Origin of the sequence: Streptomyces akebiae, from assembly GCF_019599145.1 — a bacterium.
GTDB classification, from domain to species: domain Bacteria; phylum Actinomycetota; class Actinomycetes; order Streptomycetales; family Streptomycetaceae; genus Streptomyces; species Streptomyces akebiae.
In genome coordinates, this window is record NZ_CP080647.1 from 5,280,564 (window position 1) to 5,294,763 (window position 14,200).

A 14,200-nucleotide genomic window follows, 5' to 3' on the forward strand; every position below is an offset into this window, starting at 1 on the left:
GCGTTGCATCGCAGAGCCTCGGCGACGTACGCCGACAGGCCCCGCTCGGCCGCCTCCGCACGACCGGTGAGTCGCCTCGATGGCCTGACGCGAATTTCCGCGGTCAAGGGGCCATGGCAGGTCGCGGGGAGGACACCTCACTTCGTTCAGGCAACAACATCGTCGGCCGGCCAGTGCCGCACGCGTGCCAGGGATGTCGTGTACAGGAGTCACGCTCGTCACGCTCCCGCCCACACCACACCCCTGTGCCTGACCATGGGCGCGGTCACAATCTCTTGCTCTGCGGTGTGAGAGCGGCGCAACGGAATGTCCCACGCGGTCTAACAGGCAGGAAACCGGCCGCTACGGCGGGCGGACTAGCTTCGTGACATGAGGGTGTGGATGCCCGTACGGCCGCTGCGCGGCAAGGTTGCCTCGATCGGCAAGGGCAGATTAGGCAAGGGTGGTTCAGTGCGCCGCCACGGGGGCCGAACGAATCCCGGGCGACGGCCGATGCCTGGCTGGCGCAGCATCAGGGGCCGGGTGGCGGTGGTCATCACGGTCCCGATCTGCTTGCTGCTGACGGTGGCCGGTCTCGCCGTGCACGGCCGCGCCGAGGCCCTCGGCGACGCCCGGACGACCCGTGCCGAGGTCGGCCTCAGCCTGCGCATCCAGGCCCTCGTGCACCAGCTGCAGCGCGAACGTGGCCTGACCAACGGCCTGTTGGGCGGCGAGAAGGAGTTCCGCCCACCGCTTTCCGCCACGCGCAAGCGCGTTGACACGGCACTGCGCGGAATGCGCACCGAAAGCGCCGTCGAGGACGTCGTCCAGCGGCACTTGCGGCGTCTCGCCGACATCCGATCCGCCGCCGACAGAGGCACCGCCGGCCAGGCCGCGACCCTCACCTTCTACACCAGCGCCGTCAACGCCCTGAACGCCGTCGATCCGGTGGCGGAGACCGCGACCGGCGCCGACCGCCAACTGCGCGACGGGCTGGCCGCGTTGCGCGAGCTGGCTGCCGCCAAGGAGTCCGTCGCCCTCGAACGCGGGCTCCTCAACGGTGTGTTCGCCCAAGGTGCCTTCCAGGGCCGTGAGTACATCGACTTCACCGAGGTGCGAGCCACCCGCGTCGCCGCCCTCACCCGCTTCCGGCAGGTCGCCACCGCACCTCAGCGCGCGGCACTGGAGAAGGCCTTCGCGACCGAGGACGCCGAACGCGCCACCGCCTACGAGAAACAGACGGAAGGCGCCGCCGACGGCTCCCCGCTGCGCGCCGACGCCCGCACCTGGTGGGAGGCGATGACCGTACTCGTCGACGATCTGTACGCCGTCCAGCAGTCGGTCGGTGACGACGTGCGGGACCGGGCCGACCGGCTCAGCCACGACGCCGAACTGGCCCTCGCCGCCTATCTCGTCACGGGCACGCTCATCGCCGCCCTCGTCGCGGGCCTCGCCGCTGTCGCCTCCCGGTCGCTCACGCGCCCGCTCCGTGGACTCGCCGAGACCGCTCACGACGTGGCGCGCCGCCGACTGCCCGCAGCCGTCGCCCGTATCCAGCAGTCCCCGCAGGACTCCGCTCAGCTCCTGACGCCGGAGGACGCGCAGGACACCCCCGATGCACGGCTGCTGGGCGGTGCGGCCGAGATCGCCGAGGTCGCAGCGTCCCTGCAGCAGGTGGAACACACGGCCCTCCAGCTGGCTGCCCAGCAGGCCGGCCTGCGTCGCAACACCACGGAATCACTCGCCAATCTCGGCCGCCGGAACCAGAGCCTCGTACGTCGCCAACTCGGCCTCATCACCCGCCTGGAACGGCAGGAACTCGACCCGGACGCCCTCGCCGAGCTCTTCGAACTCGACCACCTCGCCACCCGTATGCGGCGCAACGCCGAAAGCCTGCTGGTCCTGGCCGGGCAGAATCCGCCAAGGCCAACGGCAGCACCCGCCGACGGTCTGGAGGTCGTCCAGTCCGCAGTCGCCGAGGTGGAGCAGTACCGTCGAGTTCTGATCGCGACCGTGGAGCCGGTGCGGGTGCGTGGGCACGCCGTCGCGGATGTCGCCCACCTCCTCGCCGAACTCATCGAGAACGGACTGAATTTCTCGCCCCCGACCGAACCGGTCGAGGTGCACGGCTGGTACGACACCGAGGACGACACGTACTCCTTCGGTGTCGTCGACCACGGCATCGGCATGTCCGAAGCCGACAAAGCACGTGCGGGCGCCCTCCTCTCCGACTCCGGCGAGGAGGCCCTCGTTGCCGCACCCACCCGGTTCCTCGGCCACCTCGTCGTCGGCCGACTCGCCCACCGCCTCGGTGAAGGCGCTCAAGTCCACCTCTTCGACACTCCTGGCGGCGGCCTGTCCGCCCTCCTTGCCCTCCCCGGGCGCCTGCTCGCCCCCGTGGAGGACCCCTCCACCTCACCCCCACCCGCCAGGCCCGCTGTCTCCTCCCTGCTCAACGGCTTCCGAGCAGGTGTCGCCCGCGCCGAAGCCAGAAACCCCCAAGGAGCGTCATCGTGACCACCGCCGTCCAGAGTTTCGGCTGGCTCGTCTCGGAGTTCGTGCGCACCGCCGACGGCGTCACCGATGCCGTCGCCGTTTCCTCTGACGGCCTGCTCATGGCCGCCTCGGACAGTCTCGGCCGAGATCGCGCCGACCACCTGGCCGCCGTCGTCTCCGGCATCACCAGCCTCGCCCAGAACGCGGCGACGGCACACGGCTTCCACGGCATGAAGCTCGTCATGATCGAAATGCTGGGGGGCTTCCTCATGGTCGGTCGTATCCGCGACGGCAGCTGCCTCGGCGTCCTCGCCGCCGAAGGGTGCGACGTGGGCCTCGTCGGCTACGAAATGGCCGTCCTCGCCGACCGCGCCGGCGAGCTGCTCACCCCGCAGTTGGTACGCGAACTGCACTCCGCGCCCAGGTGAGCCCATGGGAGGCTCTGCGCTCACGGTCGATCGCTGCGGCGTGGCCGGGGCCGCCGCTGGACGAGCTGGCGTGACAGGAGTGGTTCGTCTCGCTGCTCACGGTAGAGGACGAGGCGCCGGACTTCCCTGCGCAGGCCGTCGTGGCCGGTCCCACGACGCGTCAGGCGGGCGCGGATCTTCGGTACGACGTCGGCCGCCGGCGGCGTGAGCGCCGCGTGAGCGCCGCGTGAGCGGGGACATTGAGACCGTCGTCCTGGACAGCGAGGGGCGGTCGGCCTGGGTGGCGAGGACCGGAAGGTTCTGGCGATGTTCCAGGTGTTCCAGGTGTTCCACGACATGGGAGCGGACCTTGTCGTCAGCGCCAACACCATGGTGGAGGTGAGCCACGCCAGGGTGAACCTGCCCCGACTGCAATGGGCGTTCTCCCGGGTCGAGGTGGAGCCGATCACGGAGGCAGCGGCCGAGGCGGCGGCCCAACCGCTCAAGGGCGCCGGTCTGCACGGACACAAGTACGCGATCGACGCCACCGTCGCGGAAGCGGCCTCGCGTCAGCCTGGCCCGGTCGCCGTCCTCACGCCGGATGTCAATGACATGACCCGGCTGCGCGGCCAACGGATGGCCGTAGCCGGCCGGCCGCCTCCCAAGCGAAGGCTTCAGCTGTGATGGTGTGCGCTTGGAGGGGGCAGTGGACGCTGCCGGCGTCGAGCGCACCGCGGCTCCGAAGGCCACGCGCTTCCCCGGGGCAGCGCACTGCGCCGCCCGCCTTCCCAGACCAGCACGGGACCGTCCGCCGCCCACCGCGGCCCCGAGCACTTCCCTGTCCGTGCCATCGCTCACGAGATGGGAGGGCACCACTGACAACGGCTTTGAGCTGCGGCTTCGCCGGGCGGGGGAGGGTCCCATGCGGAGGTGACGGCTACGGCTGGATGGTCACCATGCGGTAGTTGGAACTGTCGGAGTCGCCCGCCCAGCCGACTGTCTTGGCGTTCCGGTATTTACAATTGGTGTCCGAGTAGGTGTAAAGAAGCGGCCTGTCCTCCACCGAGTCGTAGGCCCTCACCGCTACTTGCAACTTGGTGTCGGCGGGCCTGGTGCCCCCGTTGGCGGTCCGCGTCGCGTAGTTGACCTTCACGCAGTTTCCGTTGTCCACACGGATGCTCTTGACATCCGTCGCCTTGTTGTTGACCTGGACACAGGCGTAGCGAGAGCCCTTCTGGCCGACGCTGCAGTCCGCCGCCGCGGCCGGTCCCGCCGTGAGGGCCAGGGTCGCTGCCACCGCCAGAGTGCCGACGGTGGCCATGCCGATAAGACGTTTGTTCATTGTTGCTGTTCCGTTCTGCTCAGTTCTCAGTTAGCTGCGGGCGTCGGCGCGAAGTGGACCGGGATGTACTGGTCGAACGACCGGTCGTCGGTGGCCGTGAAGTGGGCGCGAGCCGTACGGGATCGCCGCTGAAGCATCCGGCCGGTCACGAAGGCTTGGCGGGAGGCGGCGTCTACTGCTGCGGCGAGTGTGGGAGCGAGGGCGGCCAGCAGTCCGACGGCCTCACTCACGTACGGGTTGGACGGTGCTGAGGCCGATACCGAACCCGGTGGCTCCCACCGAGCGGGTGCCACGGAGGCAGGTACCGGAGCACCGGGCTCGGGCGGCCTCAGCTCAGCCTGAACCAGTAGTTGGTCCATTGCTGATCAGTCGGCACGGTGCCCTGTTCCGGGGCGTTGCCGACCCATGTGCCGTCGCAGTTCCGGCCGCTGTAGAGCATTCCGCGGAGAGTGACCGGATTGCTGTTGACGGTGGGGGAAACCCTCACATTTGTCGTCCTGTCCACGCCTGGGGTGACCTGGACGCACCCGTACCTGGAGTTGTACGCGGACCACAGCAGAACACTGTTCACCCCGGCGGGTACCCGCGTCAGTGCCACGGGCCAGCCGTTGCTCGGCGCCTGCGCCGCCGTCGCGGGCGCCGCGAAGGCCATGCCGACGATGCTCGCGGCCGCGAGGACCGCGCCCATCCCCGCTGCCCTCCTCCTGCCCCATGCAGAAGTCGTCACCATGTCTCCTTGATACGGAAAGGCCATGGGACGGGCTGCAAGGCAACTCTCCCATGCGGTCGGTCACTACCCGGGGACTCATTGCCGGTGCTGAAGCACCAGCGCTACGGCGGCGAACGATCGCGTTCGACCGCGCGATCCGCCAGGTGGTCCCGGTGATCACGGAGTGTGGCACGTGAGGCGGGAATTTTTATTGAGAGTTCAAGGAGGTGGGGTGAAGGTGAGCTGTCAATTCGCTTTCCACATCGGTCTGTTGCCGCGTCGCCGGCGTCGCCAGCGTCGCCAGCGTCGGGCGCGCGGCCGAGCGCACGACCAAGGCCGAAGTGACCAAAGCCGTCCGCGAGATGGAGCGGGCGCGAGACGACGAGAACCTCGGGAAGCCGGGCCAGGGCTGGACGGCCCGGGCCTGGCTGGAGCACTGGGTCGAGAACATCGCCAAGCCGTACGTCTCCGAGAACACGTACGACGGGGACGAGGTCGACGTACGCGTTCACTTCGTGCCCGGCCTGGGCGCCCACAAGCTCGACACGTTGGAGCCCGAGCACCTGGAGTGCTTCCACCGAAGGACGCAGACCAAGGCTCCCCGTCTCGAAGAGGAGCACATCGAGCCGTACACGATCGAAGAGGTGCAGAGCCTCCTCGTCGAGGCGGCCAAGCTCCGCGACAGCGCGCGTTGGGTCGTCGCCCTGGCTCTCGGCCTCCGGCAGGGTGAGGCCCTGGGGCTGCACTGGGAAGACGTCGACCTCGCCGCCGGGTACGTCCGCATCCGTAAGAACCGGCGGCGCCCGAAGTACGCGCACGGCTGCGGTGCCGACCCGTGTGGCCGCAAGGCGGGCTACTGCCCTAGAAGGAGCAGACGCGCCGCGAGCACAAGTCCACCAAGTCCCGTGCGGCCGGCGCACCATCGGTCTGCCCGATCCGCTGATCAAGATTCTCCGCCGGCACCAGGAAGCCCGGGAGCGGGAACGGATCAGGGCCGGTGCGGACTGGGAGAACAAGGGATACGTCTTCGCCTCGCCGGTTGGCGGGCCCCTGAGTCCCCACACCGACTTCCACGTCTGGAAGCGGCTGCTTCGGGACGCGGGCGTACGGGACGGCCGTCTTCATGACGCTCGCCACACCGCCGCGACCGTCCTCCTGATCCTCGGCGTCCCTGACGTCGTGATCGACTCGATCATGGGCTGGGAGCCCGAGGGAGCGGCCCGGATGCGCGCCCGGTACACGCACGTGACGTGGACCATGCTCCGCAAGGCCGCGCAGCAGATCGGCGATGCCCTCTGGGAGCTGCCGGGAGTTGGCGGGACTACCCGGGACCACCGAACCCGACGGGAAGCCGGACGGAAAACCCACCTGAGACGGAAAGTGAGACGGAGCACGTCGAAGGGCCCCACCGCGAACGGTGGGGCCCTTCGACATCGTGCCCGGTGAGGCACTGGCGGAGGATACGAGATTCGAACTCGTGAGGGGTTGCCCCCAACACGCTTTCCAAATGTTCGTCTGGGGGTCCGGCGGGGACCGTGGGCGTCCTGACCTGCGGTGGCGCGAGTGATAGGAGGCGGTTCGGACGGCTCCGGACGGGGGTGAATGAGACCAAAACTGAGACCAGAGGTGGCCACGTTGCCCCTGATGAGCGGCGGTCCCGAGGCGGTGTGAGGGTCACAGCGGCAACGGAACCTCGCACGGAGATCAGCTGGCGTTCTCCTCATTGTTCAGGAGCCGCATCACGTATACGTGCTGCTCCGGGTGCCATGCCAGCCGCGCTATCACCGCGGCTGAATCAGGATTCACCCATCGCCGAGACAGAACGATGTACCAGTGCGGACGACCCCAGAGACGTCGGCCCGTGACGGCGCGACGCACCGAGCGGAGGTTCAAACCGCTGCCCAACGGTGAGCCCCAGCTCCGGGAACTGTTCGCCCGCCTCAAGCGCAAGGGGAAAGTCCTGGTCGTGGTCGACCAGCCGGTTTCCATGCGCACCCTGGCGGTCACCGTAGCCCGCCCTGCGATGGGCGGCTGCTGCCACGCGAGACTCATCTGCGCGCTGGCCTCGGCCGGAGCTTTCGCGACGAGGGTCGCGTCGACGGCGGCGTCAGGGATGAGGCAAAGTTCCGGGCATGGCCGCCTCCGAGAAGCCCGAGAAGTCACACCAGCTTCCTGAATCCGTCCGGGAGCACCTTGTAGCCATCGTGTTCGACACGAACTCATTCCCTTCCGGGGGGCTTGATCTTCACGTCCTTAAGGAGTGGGCGAGGCGTGCAGAACTCGCTGACCTGGAGGTATGGCTGCCCGAGCCAGTTCTATGGGAGCTGGCGGAGCACGCGGCAGCCGCTTGGGAGGAGCAGCGGGCAAGTGTGCGCCGGGCACAGAAGTCCATGAGGCGAGCGGGCCTTGAGGTTCCGTCGGAGGCGCCGTACAACTCGCGGGAGACCGTCATGGCCACCGTGGAATCCGTGGTGACCACGCTCAATCCCGCCGTGCGCATTCTCACGATCGACCCGGACATCGCGCGGGAGGCTCTTAAGGACCAGATCCTGTTGCGCCAGCCGGCGAAGAAGAAGCAGGACGTCAAAACGGGAGCTGCGGACAGCGCATGGCTCCGGCAAGTACTGAAAGAAGCCGGCCGGAACGTGGACCGGTTCATCGTCGTGGGCAGCGACAAGGACGTCGAGCAAGCGTTCAAGGCGTGGGGCTTGCAGAAGCCGCACATGGTCAAGTTGGAGCACCTCGACGCGGCACTGTTCGTACTTGACGAGTTCCCTGAGGAGGAGATGGCTAGTTCCATCGTTGCGTTCTTGCAGGTCCACATCGATGCGCCTGAATCGGGGGAGGGGCGAGACGCTGCCCTGGTACTGGGGGAGATCACGAATGGGGACGAAGTCGTTGGGGAGTGGGAGTACGACCAGGTTCAGGACGTGAGCGTAGGGCGCATCCATCATGTCGCGGGTTTGAGTGATCTCACGATCAACCGTTTGACCGGCATCGTAAAAGCGCAAGTGTTCTTCAGCGTCGAACTCGAGTACACCGGTATGAGGATCGATGAGAACGGCGAGACTGTAACTCACTCTGAGACATTCCCCCATGCAATGGTCAGAGACGTTCTCGCGTTCACGATCGATGACGACGGGATGGTGACCGAAGCCCGCAGTGAGACAGGTCAAGCCCACGCCTTCAGTGGAAATTCCGCCTTCTCCGATTCGTGGGACGCCTTCGCGGCACTGCTTGAGGCTATGTCGTTGATCCCTGGCGTCGACCGCGAGGAGCTCGATGGCGCCGAGATCGGATGTGAACTGACTTGGCAGGTCGGAGGGTGGGAACTGACTTTCACCTCGGAGGAAGGGCACGGGGACCCGCACTGGAGCGCCTCTGCCACGTTGTCCAAGGACTCTATGTCGCATTCGGCGGAATTCCGGTGCGAATGGGACGGGAGCCTCGCCCCGTATGAAATGCCCGACCTCCTTCCGGCCTACGTGATCGCTGCCGAAGACGAAGAGTCGTATCTCAACTCAGGCGAGTGGACGGCGCCAGCCTGGGTGCTAAGCAAGATCTGGCCTTCACCCCACCGCCGGGAGCAGATGGGGATCTCCCAGTCTTCCTTCTTCGATTCTGTCCGTGAGCTATCTAACAAAGAGCCGGATGCGCAGTTCTGAAACCTGATCGCCCTCTTGCGGCAGGGCTTCGGCGCAGGGCTTCGGCGTAGTCGCGTGACGTCCGGTTCGTGATCATCCGAGGCCGAGTAGTGCGAGGGGGCGGCGAGGGTCGCGGGGGTTGCGGCGGAGGCCGGCCGCGATGTTCTTCATGCTCCCGGCCACCGAGAATCGTCTCCCTGGCCGCCCTGGAGTAGATGGCCTGTTGGCGGGTGGTGAAGCCCATCCGGTTCCAGTGGAAGAGGATGTGCCGCGCCAGGATGCCGCGCGAGCCGAGCTGAAGGTTGCCCGCGCGTGCTGCGTCTGCGAGGGCTTGGCCGCAGTGCTCCAACCCGGTCACCCAGTTCCCGAGCGGCGCGAGTGGGCCGTCGGTGAGGGCGGGGCCGACGTCGAGCGTCAAGAGTCGCCGTACCGGGGCCACCATGCTGCTGACCTGGTCGGGGTCTATGTCTGTGGGCAGTGGGCGTAGTGCTTCGACCTGCCCCCATACGTCTCCCTGTTCGCCCCACTCCAGCCCGGCGGCACGCAGCAGCAGAGTGGTGGCGAGGAGGGAGGTCTCTTTGGGGCCGGGGAGCCCGCTGGTGCTGTCGGTCACGTGCTGGTGGTAGTCGAGGATTCCGACGCTGTCGGTGTGGAACAGGGTGTGGGCGAGTGCCATGCCGTGCGGGCCGCCGAAGGCGATGGTTTCCGGCTCGTACAGGAAGGGCCAGCACCGCTTGGCGACGCCCAAGGACAGGGCGTTGTCGAGTACTTCGGTGAGGTGCGCGACGGCGTCCTCCATCCGTGTACCCGGGCCCGGCTGGACGCGTAGACGCCAGCAGGGGTGCTTGCGCACGAACCACCATGCTCCGATCGGCCCGGTGCGTAAGGCGGGCAGGAGGTAGGTGCGGAAGGTTCGTTCCGCTGTGGGGTAGTCGGTGAACTCGATGTTCACCTGGTGCCAGCTGCCGAGTTGGGGGTCGAGTGCTGACCGGCCGGCGTCCCGGTAGCGCTCGGTGGCCTCGGCGAGATGCTCGGGCGACGTCTGCGCTCGTTCGGCGGCTTCCGTGAGCGGGGTGCCGGTGAGGACGGCCAGGATGGCCTGCTCGATGGTGCTGCTATCGGGCAGGTTCATCTAGATCCTTCCGGTGGTGGGGTCAGATGAGGAGGAGGCAGGCGTCCCAGTCGCTGGTTGGGAGGGTGCCTTCTTGAATGTTCTGGAAGGCGAGGGTCGCGCCGACCGAGCCGTTGAGGAAGCCGGTCTCGGCTGGGGATTCGGTGGTCAGGAAGCGTTCGCTGAGCTGTGGCAGGTGGTGGACGAAGGCTCGTGGTTCGTCGGCGTCATGGGTGACGCGTTGGAGGACCCGGAGCAGGCCGCCGAGGCCATGGCACAGGCCGCGGCTGGTGAGTTGGTCGAGCTGGGTGGGGTCGGCCAGGCAGTAGAGGAGTGCTCGTTCGGCCATGCGTTTGCGGTCGGGGTCGTTCAGGGCAAGGGCGGCGAGTTGTTGGGCGCGGGCCAGACCGGGGGTGCCGTAGCACCAGGAAGGGGCGGCCAGGTGTGGGGGCACGGTGGTGGTGTTGGTGATCCAGCGTGGCCAGCGGGTGCCGCGGTGGTCGCTTACGCGTATCTGGTCCAGCCAGCTGCAGATCCGCAGCATCGCCTTCTCGTGGCCGGGCACGGTGATGCCGCGGAGCTTGGCGAGTGCGAGGAGGGCGAGCGGGCCGGTGATGCCGTGGGCGAGGCCGGCGTTGGCGTGGCCGTCGGGGGTGCGAGCACTGAGGTTGACGGGGCTGTGGCTCACCCACCAGCCCAGGCGGGGTCGCCCGTTGGCGGTGTGGAGCGGCTCGGTCAGGCGCACCAGGTACTCCAGCACTCCCTTGAGCTCGTCGCCCTCGGGGGCGCGGCGTAGGAGGAGGGCGCCGAGGCCGGTCAGGCCACGCAGGAGGTCGTACTCGGCAAAGGTGGTCGGCTCGCCGCAGTCGATGCGGGCGTGTGCTGCTGCCAGTCGGTGTCGGATGTGGGTGGCAACGATGCGGTCGAGGGTCTGCAGGGCGCCGGTGTATCGGATGTTGTCGACGGTGGTCCAGTGCAGCACGTACGTCATCGCGGGCGCGCCGAGGAACAGGCCGGTCTCGTTGCCGTCCAAGAGCGGGCCGATGTCGGCGAGTTGCTGATGGGCGGTCTTCCAGGATCCGGTGCCCTGGCGAGCGCGTTCGACGTGGAGCAGTGCAATGCCGAGGGAGCCTCGGGCGAGGGACTGCCGGAGGGTGGCGTCCGTGTCCAGGGCGGGCGGAGCGGTGGTCACCGCAGGGCTCCTTCTTTTCTTGCGGTCCAGGAAAGGGCGGCGGCGCGGGCCAGGCGGCGGCAGATGGCTTCGCTGTCGGGGGCGATGCCGACGGCCCGGTTGTGGTGCATGTGCAGGAGGGACGGCAGAACCGCGGCGGGGTCGGCACCGTGCGCTTCGAGAGCCTGGCGGTAGGCAGTCAGGGCGGTGCGGCGCAGGGCCCATGTCGTGACGAGGTGCTCACCGTTGGGCAAGGCTCGCAGGGCCGCGTGGTCGGGGCCCGGGGCGGAAAGGCGGACGGCTGCGGAGAGTACATCGCGGGTGGTGGCTTCGCCGTCGTTCTTCAGGAGGTTCGTCGTCAGCCATGCCTGTCCGTCCGCTGGGGAGCCGAGGAAGGCATCGGCGATGTCGACGAAACTGGCGGCGGTAACTGCGGGCCGGAGGCTGTCGGAGATGGGGAGGGCCATCTGTGAGAGGGCGGCGGCGGAGTCTGCGGCGAAGACCTGTTCGGCGGCGGTGAGAGCGGGGCCAGTGCCGTAGCGGCCGGTCTCCGGCTCGTCGGTGTCCCACTGGACCCGTTGGAGCAGGCCCTCCGCACGCAGCTCACCGGCCCAGGCGGCGACGTGCTGCGCCACCTCACCGAAGGCGTTCGGGTTCGCGAGGCGGAGTCGCAGCCGGAGGTGGCTGTCGGGGTCGTTGTAGCGGGTGAACCACCACGTCGGTGCGTCGGCGGCCCAGCCGTGGAGGAGGCGCGGGAGGTGCACGGTCAACAGTTCGGGTGCCCGGTCGGCGTTGCCGTACAGCTTCAGGTAGGCCCACTCGCCGGCGCCGGGCAGGCGGCTGGAGTCGTGGTTGACGACGGTTGTCGTGCGATTGACCGGTGCGGGGGAAGGCGGTTGGTCGGAAGCGAAGGACACGGTGATTTCGTGGGCGCGGCCAACCCAGCCGAACGCCGCCTCGTCGGGCGCTTCGTGCACGGTCACCGTTCCGTGGCGGTCCAGTTCGGCGCGCAGGAGTTGGCGGTGGGCGCTGATGTCGAGGTCGAGGCGGAGCCGTTGGTCGTTGCCACCGACGTACACGGTACGAGGCACGCCGTAGCGGATGCGCCAGTCGGTGAGACGGAACGTCCAGTCGCGACTGTCGTCGGAGAGGTCCCGTGCGTTCAGCCGCCAGCAGGCGGCGGACAGGATGGTGCGGCCGACGCGGACTTCGGGCAGGAACGGCAGCCGGGCCGCCGCACCCCAGGCGAAGGGGGCGAGGACGGCGGTGTGAGAGCGGTGCAACTCAGTGACGAAGCGGACGAGGGGGTGTGTGGCGCTGCTGAGTTCCACGGCGTTCATGACCGAAGACTCGATGAGCTGTCCGGCGGAGAGGGAGAGCAGGTAGAGGCGTCGGGAGTCGGCGACGACGCCGAGGTCGTCCAAATCGAGGGTGGCGTCCGGGTTGTGCTCGCTGACCGAGAGGACGTGCGGGACGACGGCTGGGGCGCGGCCGACGTTGCGGGTCGGGATACGCAGGGGTGGGCTGGACACCTGCCCGCGCACGGCTCCGGCGGCCAGCGTTGGCAGGGCGGCGTACTCGGCGGTCATCCGCTCGCGGTCCGGCTGGTCCAGCATCGTCAGGAAACGGCCCGTCGTGGTGCCGGCCGCGAGGGACAGACCGGCGGTGACCAAGTCGAACCGGCCGTGCTCCAGGTCCTCCAATGAGGGGGACAGCACGGTGAAGCACAGTTCGACGTGCGCCGGAACCTGGGTGGGCTCGCCGAGTGACATGGCCTCGATGTCCTCCTCGGTGAGGACGACTTCGCGCCGATCGTTCAGGGCCGCCGACTGGGCGAGGGCGAGGAGGCGATCGTCGCGGCGGGTCGTGGCCAGCACGGGACGCTTCAGCACCGTGCCGCGGTAGCCGACGGGGAAGCCGAGGCCGGTGTCCGGGTCGGTGAGGTCGCGCAGGGGGACGATCGCGCCCATGCTGTAGCGCTCCAGGAACCGAGCGCGATAGTCCTGCCACGCCGGAGAGCCGTTCGGGTACGGCGTGATGCGGGCCATGACCTCCAGGGCACGCTCCGCCTCCCGCGTGACCGCTGTCGGCAGGATGATGTCGCAGTCGGGGCGCACGTTCACGACCAGGGTGCGAGCGGTGCCTCCGGTGAGGGTGTTCATTCGCGTGGCCGCCTGGACGCGCAGAGCCTGCTGCTCACCCTGGGCAGCGATGTCGTGCAGGGTGAGGAGCTGGTGGATCTTTCGCAGCTCCTCGGCTGTCTCCGCCTTATCTGATGTGGCGGTGGCACCTGTGGCGTCCAGCCGCGCGATGAGATGTCCGAGCGCGTCGTCGCATGTCATGGGGGAGTGGAGGCTCGTCAGCAGGACGCGATGGGCGACGAGGCTGGACACCATGTTCTCGATCACCGCAGTCGGCGTATCCGGGTAGTCGCCGAGGAGTTTGGTTACGAGGTCGCCGACAGTGATCGGCGTACGGGCCAAGGTGAGCACCGCTTCCACGGCTTGGGTTCGTCGCAGTGTGGTGTCGGTGGGGCCATTCGTGCCGGACTGGTGCGGTACTGCCACCCGAGTGCCTCGTACCGTGCAGGTCGGATCTACCACCACGGGCAGGCGCCGCAGCACCTCCCGGTTGCCTTCCAGGGCGGTGATGGCGGCGTTCAACCAATCGGCATCGGCCCGGGCGAAAGCACGGTGCCCCTTCCCCCATTTCACCCGAGCGGTGCCGCCGATGCTCACGAGGGCGGGGCCGGCGAACAGCCCGAACGGTGTGGCGCGGTGCTGCATGCGCAGCAGGTAGCGGGCGAGCGAGGCCGCGGTGCGCCGGACGGAGCGCGGCCGTTGCCGCTCTCCGTCGAGCACGTCGCGGATGGCGGAGGCGAGTAGCGGCGCGGCGAACTCGATTGCGGCAGCCCGGGTGTCGTCCGCCCAGACCTGGGCGATCCAGTCGCGCCAGCGCTCGACGTCGGCGGGGGTTTCCCCATCCAGGTCGGGCCAAGGAGGAAGCGTCGCCGCCAGCGGGAAGACTGATGCGCGGATCATGCTCGCGTCGATTGCGTGGTACATCGCTGTGCCTCCTTCTTCGTCACGGCGGTGCGCGGGGCCGGGCGGGTCAGATTTCGCCCGGCCCCTGGTGGGTCAGCCGCCGATGCAGGTGCTGTTGGTGCAGGCGGACTGGCAGGTGGAGGTGCAGTTGTCGCTGGTGTCGTTCAGCAGCGAGCCGATGACCGGGGCGGAGGCGAGGGTCTCGATGTTGAGGTCGAAGTCCGACCCGGTGTTGGTGCTGTAGTCGGTCGCGGCCTTCAGCGTTGTCGTGGGGTTCTGCTGTGCCATCACGTACTC

Annotated in this window: 9 protein-coding genes and 3 pseudogenes; 5 read left to right on the forward strand and 7 right to left on the reverse strand. The window is 68.4% G+C overall.

Features of this window, described 5'->3' with window-relative positions:
- Nucleotides 1–522 precede the first annotated feature (522 nt).
- The 3 genes and pseudogenes from K1J60_RS22685 to K1J60_RS22695 all read left to right on the forward strand — a co-directional run bounded on the left by K1J60_RS22685 (nucleotide 523) and on the right by K1J60_RS22695 (nucleotide 3,566).
- Nucleotides 523–2,496: a sensor histidine kinase gene (locus K1J60_RS22685; RefSeq protein WP_259407862.1), complete on the forward strand. Its 1,974-nt coding sequence runs from the start codon at nucleotides 523–525 to the stop codon at nucleotides 2,494–2,496.
- Entirely contained in the window at nucleotides 2,493–2,903 is a 411-nt protein-coding gene (locus K1J60_RS22690; protein WP_189781019.1) for a roadblock/LC7 domain-containing protein, read from the forward strand. The genes K1J60_RS22685 and K1J60_RS22690 overlap by 4 nt, the downstream gene beginning before the upstream one ends.
- 226 nt (nucleotides 2,904–3,129) lie before the next feature.
- Nucleotides 3,130–3,566 (forward strand): annotated as a pseudogene (locus K1J60_RS22695) (DNA-binding protein).
- Between the two features lie 253 nt (nucleotides 3,567–3,819).
- Here the strand turns inward: K1J60_RS22695 and K1J60_RS22700 are convergent.
- The 3 genes and pseudogenes from K1J60_RS22700 to K1J60_RS22710 form a co-directional block, all read right to left on the reverse strand.
- Complete coding sequence (locus K1J60_RS22700) at nucleotides 3,820–4,224, reverse strand: hypothetical protein (RefSeq protein WP_220647792.1); 405 nt, start codon at nucleotides 4,222–4,224, stop codon at nucleotides 3,820–3,822.
- A 146-nt stretch (nucleotides 4,225–4,370) separates the two neighbouring features.
- Nucleotides 4,371–4,497, reverse strand: a pseudogene (locus K1J60_RS47195) (IS5/IS1182 family transposase); the annotation flags it as partial.
- A 55-nt stretch (nucleotides 4,498–4,552) separates the two neighbouring features.
- Complete coding sequence (locus K1J60_RS22710; protein WP_220647793.1) at nucleotides 4,553–4,912, reverse strand: hypothetical protein; 360 nt, start codon at nucleotides 4,910–4,912, stop codon at nucleotides 4,553–4,555.
- A gap of 332 nt (nucleotides 4,913–5,244) precedes the next feature.
- Between K1J60_RS22710 and K1J60_RS22715 the strand changes: the two are divergent.
- Together K1J60_RS22715 and K1J60_RS22720 are read left to right on the forward strand one after the other, a co-directional pair.
- Nucleotides 5,245–6,241, forward strand: a pseudogene (locus K1J60_RS22715) (tyrosine-type recombinase/integrase); the annotation flags it as partial.
- Between the two features lie 824 nt (nucleotides 6,242–7,065).
- Nucleotides 7,066–8,598: a hypothetical protein gene (locus tag K1J60_RS22720; RefSeq protein WP_220647794.1), complete on the forward strand. Its 1,533-nt coding sequence runs from the start codon at nucleotides 7,066–7,068 to the stop codon at nucleotides 8,596–8,598.
- Here the strand turns inward: K1J60_RS22720 and K1J60_RS22725 are convergent.
- The 4 genes from K1J60_RS22725 to K1J60_RS22740 all read right to left on the reverse strand — a co-directional run bounded on the left by K1J60_RS22725 (nucleotide 8,570) and on the right by K1J60_RS22740 (nucleotide 14,191).
- On the reverse strand, nucleotides 8,570–9,709 hold the full coding sequence (locus tag K1J60_RS22725) for a thiopeptide-type bacteriocin biosynthesis protein (protein WP_259407863.1): 1,140 nt from the start codon (nucleotides 9,707–9,709) through the stop codon (nucleotides 8,570–8,572). The two genes, K1J60_RS22720 and K1J60_RS22725, sit on opposite strands and share 29 nt — an antisense overlap.
- A 22-nt stretch (nucleotides 9,710–9,731) precedes the next feature.
- Nucleotides 9,732–10,880 (reverse strand): lanthionine synthetase LanC family protein, encoded by a 1,149-nt coding sequence (locus K1J60_RS22730; RefSeq protein WP_220647795.1) that lies wholly within the window; start codon nucleotides 10,878–10,880, stop codon nucleotides 9,732–9,734.
- Nucleotides 10,877–13,924 carry a lantibiotic dehydratase gene (locus K1J60_RS22735; RefSeq protein ID WP_259407864.1) on the reverse strand — a complete coding sequence of 1,016 codons (3,048 nt, stop codon included), beginning with the start codon at nucleotides 13,922–13,924 and terminating at the stop codon, nucleotides 10,877–10,879. Before K1J60_RS22735 ends, K1J60_RS22730 begins: the two co-directional genes overlap by 4 nt.
- 72 nt (nucleotides 13,925–13,996) lie before the next feature.
- Nucleotides 13,997–14,191, reverse strand: coding sequence for an FxLD family lanthipeptide (locus K1J60_RS22740; RefSeq protein ID WP_220647796.1), 195 nt, complete (start codon nucleotides 14,189–14,191; stop codon nucleotides 13,997–13,999).
- Nucleotides 14,192–14,200: the final 9 nt, after the last annotated feature.